The sequence below is a fragment of the Rubellimicrobium arenae genome (genome assembly GCF_017916275.1).
GTDB lineage: Bacteria > Pseudomonadota > Alphaproteobacteria > Rhodobacterales > Rhodobacteraceae > Rubellimicrobium > Rubellimicrobium arenae.
In genome coordinates this window covers 291,370-306,449 of the sequence record NZ_JAFMST010000008.1, presented here as the reverse complement: position 1 = coordinate 306,449, position 15,080 = coordinate 291,370, and the positions used below count along the sequence as shown (strand labels likewise).

The 15,080-nt window shown below is 68.5% G+C and carries 14 protein-coding genes, 1 tRNA gene and 1 pseudogene; 11 read left to right on the top strand and 5 right to left on the bottom strand.

Translation table 11 applies throughout. The features are described from left to right. Window positions 1-117 precede the first annotated feature (117 nt). Both J3P31_RS15075 and J3P31_RS15070 read right to left on the bottom strand, forming a co-directional pair. The gene (locus tag J3P31_RS15075; RefSeq protein ID WP_210529301.1) at window positions 118-903 is read right to left on the bottom strand and encodes an SDR family oxidoreductase; all 786 of its coding nucleotides are present in this window, start codon (window positions 901-903) and stop codon (window positions 118-120) included. Continuing rightward, window positions 890-1,873, bottom strand: coding sequence for a sugar-binding transcriptional regulator (locus J3P31_RS15070; protein WP_210529300.1), 984 nt, complete (start codon window positions 1,871-1,873; stop codon window positions 890-892). Before J3P31_RS15070 ends, J3P31_RS15075 begins: the two co-directional genes overlap by 14 nt. A 225-nt stretch (window positions 1,874-2,098) precedes the next feature. On the opposite strand from J3P31_RS15070, the gene J3P31_RS15065 reads away from it, so the two are divergent. From J3P31_RS15065 to J3P31_RS15035, 7 genes are all read left to right on the top strand, one after another. Then, entirely contained in the window at window positions 2,099-3,076 is a 978-nt protein-coding gene (locus J3P31_RS15065; RefSeq protein WP_210529299.1) for an ABC transporter permease, read from the top strand. Between the two features lie 83 nt (window positions 3,077-3,159). Beyond that, the gene (locus J3P31_RS15060; RefSeq protein WP_210529298.1) at window positions 3,160-4,086 is read left to right on the top strand and encodes a sugar ABC transporter substrate-binding protein; all 927 of its coding nucleotides are present in this window, start codon (window positions 3,160-3,162) and stop codon (window positions 4,084-4,086) included. Between the two features lie 18 nt (window positions 4,087-4,104). Beyond that, entirely contained in the window at window positions 4,105-5,595 is a 1,491-nt protein-coding gene (locus J3P31_RS15055) for a sugar ABC transporter ATP-binding protein (RefSeq protein WP_210529297.1), read from the top strand. Between the two features lie 25 nt (window positions 5,596-5,620). Next, a complete protein-coding gene (locus J3P31_RS15050) occupies window positions 5,621-6,403 on the top strand; it encodes an SDR family oxidoreductase (RefSeq protein ID WP_210529296.1) in 783 nt (260 codons plus the stop codon). 305 nt (window positions 6,404-6,708) lie between these two features. Next, window positions 6,709-7,635, top strand: a complete 927-nt coding sequence (rarD, locus tag J3P31_RS15045) for an EamA family transporter RarD (protein WP_210529295.1) — start codon at window positions 6,709-6,711, stop codon at window positions 7,633-7,635. Window positions 7,636-7,750: 115 nt separating this feature from the next. Then, window positions 7,751-8,641 carry a bestrophin family protein gene (locus J3P31_RS15040; protein ID WP_210529294.1) on the top strand — a complete coding sequence of 297 codons (891 nt, stop codon included), beginning with the start codon at window positions 7,751-7,753 and terminating at the stop codon, window positions 8,639-8,641. Window positions 8,642-8,738: 97 nt separating this feature from the next. Beyond that, window positions 8,739-9,077 carry an L-rhamnose mutarotase gene (locus J3P31_RS15035; RefSeq protein ID WP_210529293.1) on the top strand — a complete coding sequence of 113 codons (339 nt, stop codon included), beginning with the start codon at window positions 8,739-8,741 and terminating at the stop codon, window positions 9,075-9,077. A 31-nt stretch (window positions 9,078-9,108) separates the two neighbouring features. Here J3P31_RS15035 and J3P31_RS15030 read toward each other — a convergent pair whose 3' ends face one another. After that, the gene (locus J3P31_RS15030; RefSeq protein WP_210529292.1) at window positions 9,109-9,489 is read right to left on the bottom strand and encodes a DUF2934 domain-containing protein; all 381 of its coding nucleotides are present in this window, start codon (window positions 9,487-9,489) and stop codon (window positions 9,109-9,111) included. 306 nt (window positions 9,490-9,795) lie between these two features. Between J3P31_RS15030 and J3P31_RS15025 the strand changes: the two genes are divergently transcribed. From J3P31_RS15025 to J3P31_RS15015, 3 genes are read left to right on the top strand one after another with little or no spacing between them, the layout of a single operon-like run. Further along, complete coding sequence (locus J3P31_RS15025) at window positions 9,796-10,302, top strand: CinA family protein (protein ID WP_210529291.1); 507 nt, start codon at window positions 9,796-9,798, stop codon at window positions 10,300-10,302. Continuing rightward, window positions 10,299-12,365 (top strand): NAD(+) synthase, encoded by a 2,067-nt coding sequence (locus J3P31_RS15020; RefSeq protein ID WP_368373087.1) that lies wholly within the window; start codon window positions 10,299-10,301, stop codon window positions 12,363-12,365. The genes J3P31_RS15025 and J3P31_RS15020 overlap by 4 nt, the downstream gene beginning before the upstream one ends. A 29-nt stretch (window positions 12,366-12,394) precedes the next feature. Continuing rightward, window positions 12,395-13,051, top strand: coding sequence for a sulfite oxidase-like oxidoreductase (locus J3P31_RS15015; RefSeq protein WP_210529289.1), 657 nt, complete (start codon window positions 12,395-12,397; stop codon window positions 13,049-13,051). Window positions 13,052-13,212: 161 nt separating this feature from the next. Here J3P31_RS15015 and J3P31_RS21925 read toward each other — a convergent pair. Together J3P31_RS21925 and J3P31_RS15005 are read right to left on the bottom strand one after the other, a co-directional pair. Further along, window positions 13,213-13,505, bottom strand: a pseudogene (locus J3P31_RS21925) (transposase); the annotation flags it as partial. 270 nt (window positions 13,506-13,775) lie between these two features. Next, window positions 13,776-14,813, bottom strand: a complete 1,038-nt coding sequence (locus J3P31_RS15005) for a LacI family DNA-binding transcriptional regulator (RefSeq protein ID WP_210529288.1) — start codon at window positions 14,811-14,813, stop codon at window positions 13,776-13,778. A 111-nt stretch (window positions 14,814-14,924) separates the two neighbouring features. Between J3P31_RS15005 and J3P31_RS15000 the strand changes: the two genes are divergently transcribed. After that, window positions 14,925-15,000: transfer RNA gene (locus tag J3P31_RS15000), tRNA-Arg, on the top strand. Window positions 15,001-15,080: the final 80 nt, after the last annotated feature.

Here is a 15,080-nt window from a genome sequence, read left to right as displayed (position 1 = left end):
CCGCGACGCCCAGGCCTTCGAACGCCGCGGCATCGAGGTCCTCATCGCCCGCTGACCCCAGGGGGATGAGGGGGGCCTGTCGGGAAGCGAGGGCCGACAGGCCTGCGGCGTGGTCGGTCAGGACATGATCAGGCCGCCGTCGACGTTGATGGTCTGGCCGGTGATGTAGGCGGCATCCTCGCTCGCCAGGAAGGCGACGAGCGCGCCGACCTCGGCCGGCGTTCCGGCGCGCTTCATCGGGATGCCGGCAACCCATTCGGCCATCAGCTCGCCCGGGCCGTACTCGCCCAGCATCTGGCCCCAGACACGGTCGTTGTAGTCCCACATGTCGGTGTGGATGATGCCCGGGCAGATCGCGTTCACGGTGATCCCCTCGGGCGCGACCTCCTTGGCCAGGCTCTGCGTCAGGCCCACGACGCCGAACTTGGAGGCGGCGTAATGCGGCGTGTAGATGAACCCGTCGCGCGCCTGACCTGACGCCGTGTTGATGAGGCGGCCCCGGGTGCCGGACGCGCGGAAACGACGGATCGCCTCCTGGCAGCACAGGAAGACGCCCTTGGTGTTGACGTCAAGGTTGAGGTCCCACTCCCGCTCGGTCAGGTCCTCGACCTTGGCGATGGTGATGACGCCGGCGTTCTGGACCGACACGCCGATCGGCCCGAGCTCCCGCTCGGCCTGGTCATAGGCGGCCGCGACGTCGGCCGGCTTGGTGACGTCGCACAGGATCGGCAGCACGGGGCCGCCATGCTCCTGCGCCAGGCGTTCCGCGGCCTCGTGGACCTGCGGCTCGACCGAGGCGATGGCGACCTTCGCGCCCTCGCGCGCGAACCGTTCGGCGATGCCGTAGCCGATCCCCTTGTTGCCGCCCGTCACGAGAACGGCAGTTCCTTCAAAGCGTCGCATGTTCCTGTCCTTGCACTTGCATCTGCACCAGCCGGCTGGCCGTGAACTTGTCGGTGATGAGGACATCGACGGCGCCCGTCCGCAGCGCCCCCGCGATGGCCTCGGTCTTGTTGCGCCCCCCCGCGAGGGCCACGTGACGGCCGACGCCCCTCATCTCGTCGAGCGTCATGCCGATGACGCGGTCGTCCAGACGCGTCCGGACCGGCTGCCCCTTCTGGTCGTAGAAGCGCAGGCTCATGTTGCCCACCGCCCCCGCGCCCGCGAGCTGATCGATCTCGGCCTCGGAGAACGCGTTGCCGCTTCGGGCCAGCATCTCGGAGGGGCTCAGCGGGCCGATGCCGACGAAGGACAGGGTGACCTTCCCGAAAAGGCTCATGGTTTCCTGGACGAAGGAATCCGCCATCAGGAGCTCCCGCGCCTCGCGCGAGGGTGCGACGCCCGGGACGGAGAACAGCCTGGGCTGGGCTCCGGTGAGCTGCGCCAGGCGCATCGTCACATGGGTGGCATGGTCCTGCACGTTGGGCGCCCCGAGGCCCCCGAGGGTCTGGACGACGTAAGCCGCGCGCCCCACGCGCATGGGATGGACGTTCTCGACCATGCGCAGGATGGTCTGGCTCCAGCTCGAGACGCCGATGATCTCGCCGTCCTGAAGCGTGACCTCCAGGAAATGGGCGGCGGCCTCGCCGATCCGCGCCATGATCGCGGCCTCGCGGTCCTCGGTGCAGTCGACGACGATGACCTCGCTCAGGCCAAAGCTCGACCGGATGCAGTCCTCCAGATCGCCGAAGGTGCCGGGCGGCGGGATGATGGTGGTGCGGACGATGCCCTCGTGGACGGCGCGCTTCAGCATCCGCGAGACGGTCGCCTGGGACAGCCGAAGGTGCTGGGCGATCTCGGCCTGGCGAAGGCCCTCCTTGTGGTACATCTGCGCGATGCGTGAGACGAGCCTGAGCTCGTGAGCGCGCGACATCGAGACTCCTCCCTCCCGCTCGGTCCCGTCCGGAAGCATGGTCGTCCAGCCCGGCGGATGCCCATTCCTGACTGCCTATGCGGCCCCGGAATTTTATTCACGAAGCAGTCCTAGTAACTTCATCCATGCTTGACAACCGTTCGAAACGGCGGCACTGAAATAAACACACAGGGTTGCATAAAAATGCAGGCTCCGTGCGCAGCTTCTCGGGAGGAGGGGAAATCCATGGAAGACGTAGCATCCGCTCGACGCGGTGCGGCCGGTATCCCGCGCCTTTTCTCCCTGAAGGGCGCCACGGGGCCGCTGATCGGCCTGATCCTGCTCTGCCTGTTCCTGAGCTTCACGTCCGACCGGTTCCTGTCGACGCGCAACTTCCTCAACATCCTCGACCAGGTCACCGTGCTGGGCATCATGGCCGTCGGCATGACCTTCGTCATCCTGATCGGCGGCATCGACCTGGCCGTGGGCTCGGTGCTGGCCCTGGCCATGATGGTCATGGGCTACCTCGCCAACGAGCTTGGCCTGCCGATGGCCGCGGCCATCCTGGTGGCCCTTGTGGCGTCGGCGGGAACGGGCGTGGTGTCCGGCTTCCTGATCACCACGTTCAGGGTCCCCGCCTTCATCGCGACCCTGGCCATGATGTCGGTGGCGCGCGGCCTGGCGAACATGATCACCGACGGCCAGCAGATCGTGGGCTTTCCCGACTGGTTCAACGACCTCGCCAGCATCCGGCACGGCGGGTTCCTGACCGTCACGGTGGCCCTGGCCATTCTGGTGTTCCTGGCCGCCTACCTGTTCCTGCGCTACCGCTCGGCCGGCCGCATGCTGTACGCCGTGGGCGGCAGCAACGAGGTGGCCCGCCTCGCGGGCATCGACGTCCGCCTCGTCACCATCGCCGTCTACGCCGCCAGCGCCGTCTGCGCGGGCCTGGCCGGGATCGTGCTCGCCTCGCGCCTCGACTCGGTGCAGCCCAGCTCGGGCCTCGGCTATGAGCTCGACACCATCGCGGCGGTCGTCATCGGCGGCACCAGCCTGACGGGCGGCAGCGGCGGCATCCCCGGCACGCTGATCGGCGTGCTCATCATCGGCGTGCTGCGCAACGGGCTCAACCTGCTCAACGTGTCGCCCTTCGTGCAGCAGATCGTCATCGGCATCGTCATCGCCATCGCTGTCGCGGCGGAAACCTACCGCAACAGGAAGTGAACCGGTCGCCCCGCGGCCGAGGCAAGCCGGCACCACGCCGGCAAGAAATCCGGGATGACCCGGTCCCAACGGAGGAGTAAGGGATGTTCAAGACCAAGCTTATGTCGGCCGTCGCCGCACTTGCGCTGACCGCCGGTGCCGCCGGCGCCCAGGAGGTGGACCGCATCGGTCTCGCCGTGGCCAACCTGCAGGCGAACTTCTTCAACCAGATCAAGCAGTCGGTCGAAGCCTACGCCGGCGAGAAGGGGATCGAGGTCATCACCGTCGACGCCCGCGGCGACGGCCCGACCCAGGTCAACCAGATCCAGGATCTCCTGACCCAGGACATCGACGCCCTGATCTACATCCCGGCCGGCGCCGCGGCGGCCACCGTGCCGGTGGAGATGGCCAACGAGGCCGGCGTCCCGGTGATCACCGTCGACCGCAACCCCGAAGGCGCGCCCGGCAAGACCTTCATCGCCACCGACAGCGTCACCTCGGCCTACGAGGTGTGCAAGCATCTGATCGGCCTGGCGGGCGGCGAAGGCCAGATGATCATCGTCCACGGCCAGAAAGGCACCACGCCCGAGGTGGACCGCTCCGAGGGCTGCTCCAAGGCGCTGGCCGAGAATCCCGGCGTCAGCGTCGTGGCCGAGCAGTGGAGCAACATGTGGTCGCAGGATGAAGGCTTCCAGATCACCCAGAACCTCCTGCAGGCCAACCCGGACGTCACGATGATCTTCGCCCAGGCCGACGCCCTCGCGCTCGGCGCGGCCCAGGCGGTCCAAGTGGCGGACCTCCCGCAGGAGATCCACGTGGCCGGCTTCGACGGCGACACCGCCGCGCTTGAAGCCCTGCGGGATGGCGTCTTCGACGTGACTGCGACGCAGCAGACCCAGCTGATGGGCCGTCTGGCCGTGGACAGCGCGATCTCGATCGTGGGCGGCCAGGAGGTCCCGGCCGAACAGCTGCAGGCCGCCACGCTGACGACGAAGGACAACGTCGAGCCCTTCATCGAGAACCATCCCTAAGCCAGGAGCGCGCCCGAGATGACCTCGACCAACCCGGTGATCCTGTCGCTTCGCGGCATCGGCAAGACCTACGGAACCATCACAGTCCTGCAAGGCGTCGATCTGGACATCCGGGCGGGCGAGGTCATCGCACTCCTTGGGGAGAATGGCGCCGGCAAATCCACGCTGTCCGGCATCATCGCCGGCTCGCGGGAGCCTTCGACCGGCGCCATGACCCTCGACGGGCAACCCTATGCGCCCGCCAGCCCGCGTCAGGCCATCGACACGGGCGTGGCGCTCATCCACCAGGAGCTGAAGCTCCTGCCGCACCTGACCATTGCGGAGAACGTCTTCGTCGGCCGCTGGCCCATGAAGGGTGGCAAGATCGACCGGGCTGCCATGGTGCGCCGGGCCGAGGAGCAGCTCCAGCGCCTGGGCCTGATGATTCCCGCCACCCGGCAGGTCGAGGGCCTCTCGACCGCCCAGCAGCAGCTCGTGGAGATCGCCAAGGCGCTGGCCCTCAAGGCCCGCGTGCTGATCCTCGACGAGCCCACGGCCTCGCTGGGCGGGGCCGAGACCGACCTCCTGTTCGCCCAGATCGACAAGCTGCGGTCCGAAGGCGTCGGCATCATCTACATCTCGCACCGACTCGAGGAGATCCGGCGCATCGCCAACCGGATCGTGGTCCTGCGCGACGGCCAGAAGGTGGCCGAGTTCGACCGTGGCGACGTGCCCGTGCGGCAGGTCGTCGAGGCCATGGTGGGCCGCAGCCTCGAGCGGATGTTCCCGACGATCCCCGCTCCGAAGGGCGGCGTCATGCTGTCGGTGCGCAACCTGACCGGAGCGAACGGCGCCTTCCGGAACGTGAGCTTCGACGTCCGCGAAGGGGAGATCCTCGGCATCGCCGGCCTGATGGGCGCGGGGCGCACCGAACTCGTCCGCGCGATCACCGGCGCCGATCCGATCGCCTCCGGCGAGGTCCGCCTCGGGGGGCAGCCGCTCGCGCTCCGCTCGCCGGCCGACGCCATCAGCCGGGGGATCGTGATGGTCCCCGAAGACCGCAAGCTCCAAGGCCTGATCGTCGAGCACAGCATCGGCGAGAACCTGGGCTACGCCAACACCGACCGGGTGGCGGCGAAGGGCTGGATCACCGGCCGCGGCCTCGCTTCCTTCGCCGACGCCTCGATCCGCCGCTTTGGCGTCAAGGGGCGCGCCGAGCAGCCGGCTTCGGCGCTTTCGGGGGGCAACCAGCAGAAGGTCGTCATCGCCAAGTGGCTGGCCCGGAACCCACGGGTCGTGGTGCTCGACGAGCCGACGCGCGGCATCGACGTGGGGGCCCGCTCCTCGATCTACGACATCATCGTCGAGCTTGCCGCCTCGGGGGTCGCCGTGATCGTCGTGAGCTCGGACCTCGAGGAGGTGCTGGGCGTCTCGAACCGCATCCTCGTGCTGTCCCACGGCAACCAGGCGGGCATCCTCGATCGCTCCGAGGCCACCGACGTCCGGGTCATGGAACTCGCGACAAGCTGATCCCCCCAACACAGGACCTTTCGTGATGATCGACCTCGACACCCCGAGGATGTTCGACCTGTCTGGCCGCGTGGCCATCGTCACCGGCGCGGGCAGCGGCATCGGCCAATGCATCGCCCTGGGCTTTGCGCAGATGGGCGCGGACGTGGCCTGCCTGGACCGGCGCACCGACGGCGGCGTCCAGGCCACCCTGGACATGATCGCCGCGACGGGCCGCCGCGCCATCGGCCTCGCCGCCGACGTGACCGACCCCGAGGCGATGAACCGCGCCGTCGCCGAGACCGAGTCCCAGCTGGGCCCGCTGTCAATCGCGCTGAACGCCGCCGGCATCGCCAACGCCAATCCGGCCGAGGAGATGGGCGTCGACCAGTACCAGACGCTCATGGACATCAACCTGAAGGGCGTCTTCCTGTCCTGCCAGGCGGAGGCGCGGGCCATGATCCGCAACGGCGGCGGATCGATCATCAACATCGCCTCGATGTCGGGCGTGATCGTGAACCGCGGCCTGATGCAGGCCCATTACAACGCCTCGAAGGCGGGCGTGATCCACATGTCCAAGAGCCTGGCCATGGAGTGGGTGGACCGCAACATCCGCGTGAACTCGATCAGCCCCGGCTACACGGCCACGCCGATGAACACGCGCCCCGAGATGGTCCACCAGACCCGCGAGTTCGAAAGCCAGACCCCGATGCAGCGCATGGCCAGCGTGCAGGAGATGGTCGGCCCGGCGGTGTTCCTGGCAAGCCAGGCCTCCTCCTACTGCACGGGCGTAGACCTGCTCGTGGATGGCGGCTTCTGCTGCTGGTGACGCTTTGGAAGGGGGCATCGGCCTCCTTCCAAGACCTGGTCCTGCATGGGGCCGCCGGCGCCGAGGCGTCGGCGGCCCTTCGCACGAAGAGCCGTCCCGATCGTGACCACGCCGGACGGCCGCGGTCCCGACGTCCATGCGCTCCGAACGGAAGGCCGGACAGCCGATGGGCCAGCCCCGTCACAGGATGAGCCGGAGCGCCGGTCCCGAACGCCCTGCGCCGCGGCCGCCCGGATTGGGATGGCGCCCTGCGGCGGCTTGCGATACCGGCTGGCCACCGTGACGGTGGCGAACGGGAGATCCCGATGAACAGCAGCGAAGACAGCCCCAAGGGCCTCATCCTGGCGACGACGGTCTACATCGTCTGGGGCGTCCTGCCGATCTACATGAAGGCCCTGGCGCATATTCCCCCGTCCGAGGTCATCGCGCACCGGGTCATCTGGTCGATCCCCATCGCCGGGCTGGTGCTGTGGGCCACGGGCCGCACGGCGGATCTCAGGCGCGCGATGCAGTCGCCCCGGATGCTCGGCATGGCCGCGGTGACGGCCACGCTCATCTCGGTCAACTGGGGGATCTATGTCTGGGCCATCGGAGCCGGTCATGCGCTCGATGCGGCGCTGGGCTACTACATCAACCCGCTGTTCAGCATCTTTCTCGGGGCCATGCTCCTGCGCGAACGACTGAGCCCGGCGCAATGGGTGGCCATCGGGCTGGCCGCGGCAGCGGTGGCGGTGCTGACCTGGGAAACGGGGCGCCTGCCAGTCGTGGCCCTGGGCCTCACGCTGACCTGGGGCGCCTACGCCTTTCTGAAGAAATGGCTGCCGATCGGACCGAACCAGGGCTTCTTCCTCGAGGTGCTCCTCCTTCTCGCGCCGGCGCTGCTCTACCTGGGCTATCTCGGCGCGACGGGGCGCAGCCATTTCCTGACCGGCGATGCCGGCAGCACATGGCTCCTGCTCGGCTGCGGGGTGGTCACGGCGGTTCCGTTGATCCTTTACGCGAACGGGGCCAAGCTGCTCCGCCTGTCCACCATCGGCATCCTGCAGTACATCGCGCCGACGATGATCGCCATGACCGCCGTCCTTCTGTTTGGCGAGGAGTTCGGACGCGCGCGCATGATCGCCTTCCCCATGATCTGGGCCAGCCTGATCATCTACACCGTCTCCCTGCTGCGGCAGTCGCGGCGGGAGCGGAACGGCGCGGCCGGGCCTGCGGCCCTGGACGCCCGCTGATCCATGCGGGATCGTGCGCCGTCCGGCTTGGGCCTTGCCCGTGCCGCGGGGGCGCCCCGGACGAGGTGTCGCCCCTGACCCTCCCTGTCCCGCCCCTTCCGCAAGGAGCGCCTGCATGATCATCCGAAACAAGCCGCGCATGCTCGACATCATCTTCGCGATGCGAGGGTCGGTGTTGCCGCACATCGCCCGGCCGCTGATCTCGCTGATCGTCATCGCGGCCGCCCTGGTCTGGGTGGAGGACGCCTATGGTGGCCTGCCGCAGGTGGACGCCACGCCCTTCACCGTGTTCGGCATCGCGCTGTCGCTGTTCCTTGGGTTCCGCAACAACGCCGCCTATGACCGGTGGTGGGAGGCGCGGCGGCTCTGGGGCGGACTTCTGGCCGACATGCGCGCCTTTGCGCGGGAGGTCCGGATCTTCGTGGCGGACGACGGCCTGCGCCTCAGGATGCTCGAACTGGCGCTGACCTTCATCCATCTCCACCGTGCCAGCTTGCGGCGCCGGGCTGGCCAGCTGGCGGCCGACGGTGACATCGCCCTCTTCCTGGACGCACCGCATCCGCCCGATGCCGCGCTCGACCGCCTGGGCGAGCTCATGGCCGAGGCGCTGGGGCGGGGGACGATCGACGGCTTCGGGGCGCGGACGCTCAGCGCCCGGCTGGGGAGCTTCGCGCTCCAGCAGGCCGGCTGCGAACGGATCGCGGGAACGCCGCTGCCTTATGTCTATTCGCTGCTGATCTACCGGACGACCTACCTGTACTGCGTGCTGCTTCCGCTTGCGCTGATCGGCCCTGCAGGATGGCTGACGCCGCTCTTCGTGGGCATCGCGGCGTATGTGTTCCTCGGCCTCGCGGAGGTTTCCGAGGAGTTGAGCCAGCCCTTCGGCGACAACGTCAACGCGCTGCCGCTGGATGCGATCTGCCGCGCGGCCGAGATCAGCCTGGCGCCGCACATGGGCCGCGAGGCGCCATCCCCGATCCTCCCGCAGGGCTATCACCTCGCCTGACCGTCGGGGTAGCCGGCGCAGGAAGCCGTTGCCAGCCCGCGACGCGCAGGCGAATGTCGGACGAAGCCTGGCCACTTGCGGGACGGAACATCAGGGCATGACGGGAGACACGGTTCTACGCTTTGGCATGGTTGTGGGACTCAGGCCGGACTGCCTGGCCGACTACCGCCGCCTTCATGACGGCCCGGGCATCCGCGACCTGCTGGCCGCCTGCAACATCCGGAACTTCAACATCTTCGTCCAGGTCATGCCGGACGGGCAACTCTACGAGTTCGCCTACTACGAATATGCTGGAACGGACCACGAGGGCGACACGGCTCGCCTGGCGGCCGACCCCCGCAACGTCGAATGGCATGCCTTGTGCGATCCCATGCAGATCCCGCTGCCCGGCCATGACAGCTGGACAGTGATGGAACGGATCTTCTTCGCCCCCTGACCGTCCCGTGCCGGTTCGGCGGGGCCGCACCTCACTGGGCCGGAGTGCTGCGCGGCTTGCGCGGCCGGGCGGCGGGGCGGATCGGGGCCTCGCCACCGGTCTCGGGCGTGGTGCGGCGGGCCCGCCTCTTGGTCTCGGGCGCGGGCGCTTCGGACGGCGCGGGCGCTGCGGCTTCCTCGGCGGGCCCAGCCGACTTGGCCGAGCGGCTCCGGGTCTTGCGGGCGGGTGCGGGCGTGGCCTCAGGAGAGACCGCCTCGGGCATGGCGTCGGGCGCCTGGCCCGTGTCCGCGCCGTCGCCACCGTGTTCCAGGGCTTGCCGCCAATGCTCCTCGTGCCGGCCGTGCGGGCGGCCTTCCTTCTCCCAAAGCTCGTAGGCGCGCCTGCGAATGTCTTCGTCGCTCTTGCTCGTCATCCTGTTGCTCCTCCAGGCCGGGTCATGCTGCGGAATACGTTAGGATTCCTGTGGATCAGGCAAGAGTCCCGCCCCATCTTCTTTCCCTTGGCCGGTCGATCACGCCGGATATCCCGGCCTTTGCCGGTTTTCACGGCGTGCCCACCGGGGGCTCGGAGGGGTGCGGACCGCCTGGCAACGCGTCCGGGCGCCGCCCCGTCCGACGCCGGAGAGCCAGCTGCCGCCCGTCGGCCCGGAACCCGCCCGGGCCGACGCCGTTGCCCCGTTTGCATCGCCTGGATCCACAGCCACCCGAATGAGATCAGAATGACCGAGACCCTGTCGAGCGACATCCCCAAGCCGCTCGAGGACGCCATCACGCGCATCCTCCAGAAAGCCTGTGACGCCGATCTTGCCTTGGCCACCGCCGAAAGCTGCACGGGCGGGCTTCTGGCCTCGCTGCTCACGGATGTGGAGGGCTGCTCGCACGCCTTCGAACGGGGCTTCGTGGTCTACACCGAGGACGCCAAGACCCAGATGCTGGGCGTGTCGCCCGAGATGCTGGAGGAACACACGGCGGTCTCCGAGCCGGTGGCCCGCGCCATGGCCGAAGGTGCGCTGGAGCACTCCCCCGCCGACATCGCCGTGGCGATCACCGGCTATGCCGGGCCGGCGGGCGAAGAGGCCGAGGAAGGCCTCGTGCATTTTGCCTGCGCCCGGCGCGGACGGGATACCATCCACCGCGAGGCGCATTATGGTGCGATCGGTCGAGGGGGCGTTCGGCTGAAATGCCTGATGACCGCGACGGAGATGATCGAGGAGATGCTGGCGTGAACGACTGGACGGGACCCGACCACTTCTACGCCCTGCACCGCCATGGTTTCGTGCGGGTCGCGTCCAGCACGCCGCATGTGCGCCCCGCCGACGTGGGCTTCAACCGCGACGCCATCCTTGCCGAGGCGCGGCGCGCCCACGAGGCGGGCGTCGATCTGGTCGTCTACCCGGAGCTTTGCGTCTCCTCTTATGCCATCGACGACCTGCACATGCAGACGGCGCTGCTGGACGCGGTCGAGGAGGCCATCGCCGCCGTCGTGGAGGCCAGCCGCGACCTGTCGCCCGTCCTGCTGATCGGCGCGCCGCTGCGGCACGAGGGGCGGCTTTACAACTGCGCGGTCGTGGTGGCGCGGGGCGCGATTCTGGGCGTAGTCCCCAAGTCCTTCCTGCCCAACTACCGCGAATACTACGAGAAGCGCTGGTTCGCGCATGGCCGCAACATCCGTGGCCAGACCATCCGGCTGGCGGGACGCGACGCGCCCTTCGGGTCGGACCTCCTTTTCGAGGCCGCGGACCTGCCCGGCTTCGTCTTCCATGTGGAGATCTGCGAGGACTACTGGGCGACGATCCCGCCGTCGTCGGAGGCGGCGCTCGCGGGGGCGGTGATCCTGACCAACCTGTCGGCGTCGAACATCGTCATCGGCAAGGCCGACGACCGGCACATGCTCTGCCGCGCGCAATCGGCCCGGGCCTTCGCCGCCTACGCCTATTCGGCCGCCGGACCGGGGGAGAGCACGACCGACCTCGCCTGGGACGGGCAGGGGGCGATCTACGAACTGGGCGACCTGATGGCGGAGTCGGAGCGGTTCTCGCTGGAGCCCGGGCTCTGCATCGCGGACATCGACACGCAGCGGATCCTGAACGAACGCCTGCGGACCGGCACCTTCGCCGACGCCGCCGAGCATGCGCGCCGCAGCGGGGCGGTGTTCCGGCGGGTGACCTTCGACCACCAGCCGCATGTCCAGGACAAGGGCCTGATCCGCAAGATCCGGCGCTTTCCCTATGTGCCGAACCGGGCGAGCCACCTCGACCAGGACTGCTACGAGGCGTTCAACATCCAGGTCGAAGGGCTGCGCCGCCGCTTTGAGGCGACCTCGGGCACCACCATGGTCATCGGCGTGTCGGGCGGGCTCGATTCCACCCACGCGCTGATCGTGGCGGCCAAGGTCTGCGACCGGCTGAACATCCCGCGCTCCACCATCCTGGGCTTCACGATGCCGGGCTTCGCCACCGGCGAGACGACCAAGTCCAACGCCTGGAAGCTGATGCGCGCCCTCGGCATCACCGCGGCCGAGATCGACATCCGGCCCGCCGCGCGGCAGATGCTGGCCGACATGGGCCACCCCTTTGCCGAGGGGAAGCCCCAGTACGACATCACCTTCGAGAACGTGCAGGCGGGGCTGCGGACCGACTACCTGTTCCGGCTCGCCAACCAGCGGAATGGCTTCGTCATCGGCACCGGCGACCTGTCCGAGCTGGCGCTGGGCTGGTGCACTTATGGCGTCGGCGACCAGATGAGCCATTACGCCGTCAACGCGGGCGTCCCCAAGACGCTGATCCAGTACCTGATCCGCTGGGCCGTGCGGTCGAACCAGTTCGACCCCGAGACCGACGCCGTGCTGGAGGCGATCCTGGGCACGACCATCTCGCCCGAGCTGATCCCGGCGGATGACGAGGCCGGGATGCAGAGCACCGAGGACAAGATCGGCCCCTATGAGCTGCACGACTTTTTCCTGTTCCACATCATGCGCTACGGCCTGCCGCCCTCCAAGGTGGCGTTCCTGGCCTGGCATGCGTGGCGCGACGTGAACGCGGGACTGTGGCCGCACGAGTTCCCGGACAGCCTCAAGAAGCAGTACGACCTCGCCACCATCCGCAAATGGATGGAAGCGTTCCTGTGGCGCTTCTTCACCACCAGCCAGTTCAAGCGCTCGGCGCTGCCCAACGGGCCCAAGGTCTCGGCGGGCGGGTCGCTGTCGCCCCGGGGCGACTGGCGCGCGCCCTCCGATTCGGTCGCGACCGTCTGGCTGGAGGAGCTGCGCCGGTCGGTTCCCGAAGCGTGACAGCCGTTCCCGAAGCGTGAGAGGTGGCCATGGACGACACCCCCGACGACAGCAAGCTGACCCGCACCAAGCGCCTCTGGGCCGAGGCGGGCAAGTTCCTCACCGGACGCCAGAGCCGCCCGGAGGAGGACCGCCTGCCCCCCGGACAGCACCTCGTCCGCGACTGGCCGGTGCTCGACCTGGGCGTCCACCCGGACCTGCCGCTGTCCACCTGGCGGCTCGACGTGGTGGGGCTGGTCGAAAAGCCGCTGTCCCTGAACTGGGAGCAGTTCCAGGCGCTGCCGCAGACCGAGCTTCGGACCGACATCCACTGCGTCACCACCTGGTCGCGCTACGACAACGACTGGAAGGGCGTCCGCGTGCAGGACCTCCTCGAGGTGGCGCGCCCGGTCGATCAGGCGACCCATGTCCTCCTCCATTCCTATGACGGCTATACGACCAACCTGCCGCTGATGGACTTTGCCGCGCCCGACGCGATGCTGGCCACGCACTGGCAGGGGCAGCCGCTGACGCAGGCGCATGGCGGGCCGATGCGGGCGATGGTCCCGCATCTTTATTTCTGGAAGAGCGCCAAGTGGCTGGGCCGGATCGAGCTGATCGGGGCCGACCGCGCCGGCTTCTGGGAGCGGAACGGCTACCACATGTACGGCGACCCCTGGCGCGAGCAGCGCTACAGCGAGGACTGAACGCTTGCCGGACCTCTGCGGAGCTCGATGGCCTCTAGGGGTCGTTTCGGCTGAAGACTGTGGGGATCGCGGCTTTCGTTCGGCATCGCGCCCGTGGCCCCATGATGACCCTGTGGATCCGCTCGCAGGGCTGAACCGGGCGCATCGCCCTGCAACATCTGACAAAATCTTGCGATCTGGTTGAGGCAGACGAGGGCGCATCCCGGACGGGTGACGGCCCCGCGAAAGTCGGTGCGGCGCTCGTGAGCCGCACTCTGAGGCGGCGCATTCGGTTGAGCCAAGGCGAAGGTTCGTTCCACCATCCGGCGGTGCCGACCGAGCGTTTGGCTGCTGTCCACGCCTATCTTGGGATTCGAGGCCGGATGGATCGGGCGCGGCATTCGGCCCGGCAGCGACGGTGGTCGTGAGCCTTGTCGGCGTGGAGCCTCTCGGGTCGTTTGCGAGGCCGGCCGCGGCCCTGCCACAGACCCGACCCACGCGGTGCCAAAGCATATCCAGGACTGCTGGCGGTCTCAGGCTCAGGTGGCCACAAAACCATATGGACGCCTGCGTCGACCTGTCTGCGGCCGGTGATCTGCTGCCTCAGCACCAAAGACTCGGCTAAGGGGCGGTTCTCGTGGGCGCGGTGCTTCATGCCGGAACCTCACACGAACTGGGCTTCAAAGCCTGACCCTCAGGGGGAGGTCAAAGCGGCGGCACGCCCCGGCCGGAGCTTCGTCCGTCCCTAAAGCGGCGTTCTGGGCGCCCGGAGCGTATCGCCGGGTTCGATGGTCGGAGTGAGCTCCATGCGTTCACCGCCCGGCAGCGAAGGATCGGCATGGCGTGCGGCAACGATGGCGGCGGCGCGGCGGCCAATTTCGCGGCGGCAGGCGTCCATGGTGGCCAGCCGACGGGGCAGCCCGTCCAGCAGTTCGATCCGGTTGAAGCCAGCCAATCCAACCACCTCGGGAATGGCCACCCCCTGTTCTAGAAGCCAGAGGAGCCCGCCCGCTCCGATCATGTCGTTGGAGTAATACAGGAAATCGAGGTCCGGGCTCCGCCCGAGGATGGCCTGCGTCAACTCGCGGCCCTTGAGGAGCGCCGAGCCACCTTCGTAGAACTCCTGATCCTCGATGGTGATCCCCGCTTCGGCAAGGCAGGCCCGGAAACCTTCCATGCGCTTCCGCGCCCGGTAGTCCAGCGGCATCTTGGTCCCGAGCACGCCGATGCGGCGGTAGCCCGCCTCAAGGATGGCTTGTGCCATCTCGCGTCCGGCGCGGGCGTGCGAGATGCCGACCACCGCATCGATCGCCTCGCCGTCGACGTCCATGATCTCGACCACCGGGATGCCGGCGCGCTCCAGCATGGCGCGCGACGCCGACGAGTGCTCCAGCCCCGCGACGATCACGCCCGAGGGCCGCCAGGAGAGCATCTCGAAGAGCACCTTTTCTTCCCGTTCGGGCAGGTAGTCCGTGACGCCCACCACGGGCTGAAGCCCGGTGTCGCCCAGTTCCTCCGAAATGCCGCCCAGCACCTCGGGAAAGACCATGTTGGCCAGGCTGGGAATCACCACGGCCACGAGGTTGACCCGGTTCGAGGCAAGCGCCCCGGCGATGCGGTTGGGGACATAGCCGAGCCGGCTTGCCGCCTCGCGGACGCGCGCGCGGGTGGCATCACTGACGTCACCCATGCCGCGAAGGACCCGGCTCACGGTCATCTCGGACACGCCCGAAGCTTCGGAGACGTCGCGCAGGGTGAGGGGGCGTTTGGGGGTCTTGGACACGCAAGGGGCTCCGTGCAGGCTCTTGCGGCCTTTATGACGCGCCCACCTGTGATCTCCAAGCCCGCCCTCCGCCGTTGACCTATGGCTTCGGGGCAGGCAAGAGGAGGGCGGGGCCCCGTAGCTCAGGGGATAGAGCGGCCGCCTCCTAAGCGGCAGGTCGATGGTTCGAATCCATCCGGGGTCACCACTGGCGTTGCGATCCGGCCTGACATTGGTCTGCGGGGGGCATCTGGGCCAGACCGATGCTCGGTCACTGAATGGCGTCGT

Bases quoted from the DNA above. Each gene is read 5' to 3' on its own strand.
- J3P31_RS15075 (WP_210529301.1), bottom strand. From the start codon at position 903: ATGCGACGCTTTGAAGGAACTGCCGTTCTCGTGACGGGCGGCAACAAG.
- J3P31_RS15070 (WP_210529300.1), bottom strand. From the start codon at position 1,873: ATGTCGCGCGCTCACGAGCTCAGGCTCGTCTCACGCATCGCGCAGATG.
- J3P31_RS15065 (WP_210529299.1), top strand. From the start codon at position 2,099: ATGGAAGACGTAGCATCCGCTCGACGCGGTGCGGCCGGTATCCCGCGC.
- J3P31_RS15060 (WP_210529298.1), top strand. From the start codon at position 3,160: ATGTTCAAGACCAAGCTTATGTCGGCCGTCGCCGCACTTGCGCTGACC.
- J3P31_RS15055 (WP_210529297.1), top strand. From the start codon at position 4,105: ATGACCTCGACCAACCCGGTGATCCTGTCGCTTCGCGGCATCGGCAAG.
- J3P31_RS15050 (WP_210529296.1), top strand. From the start codon at position 5,621: ATGATCGACCTCGACACCCCGAGGATGTTCGACCTGTCTGGCCGCGTG.
- rarD (WP_210529295.1), top strand. From the start codon at position 6,709: ATGAACAGCAGCGAAGACAGCCCCAAGGGCCTCATCCTGGCGACGACG.
- J3P31_RS15040 (WP_210529294.1), top strand. From the start codon at position 7,751: ATGATCATCCGAAACAAGCCGCGCATGCTCGACATCATCTTCGCGATG.
- J3P31_RS15035 (WP_210529293.1), top strand. From the start codon at position 8,739: ATGACGGGAGACACGGTTCTACGCTTTGGCATGGTTGTGGGACTCAGG.
- J3P31_RS15030 (WP_210529292.1), bottom strand. From the start codon at position 9,489: ATGACGAGCAAGAGCGACGAAGACATTCGCAGGCGCGCCTACGAGCTT.
- J3P31_RS15025 (WP_210529291.1), top strand. From the start codon at position 9,796: ATGACCGAGACCCTGTCGAGCGACATCCCCAAGCCGCTCGAGGACGCC.
- J3P31_RS15015 (WP_210529289.1), top strand. From the start codon at position 12,395: ATGGACGACACCCCCGACGACAGCAAGCTGACCCGCACCAAGCGCCTC.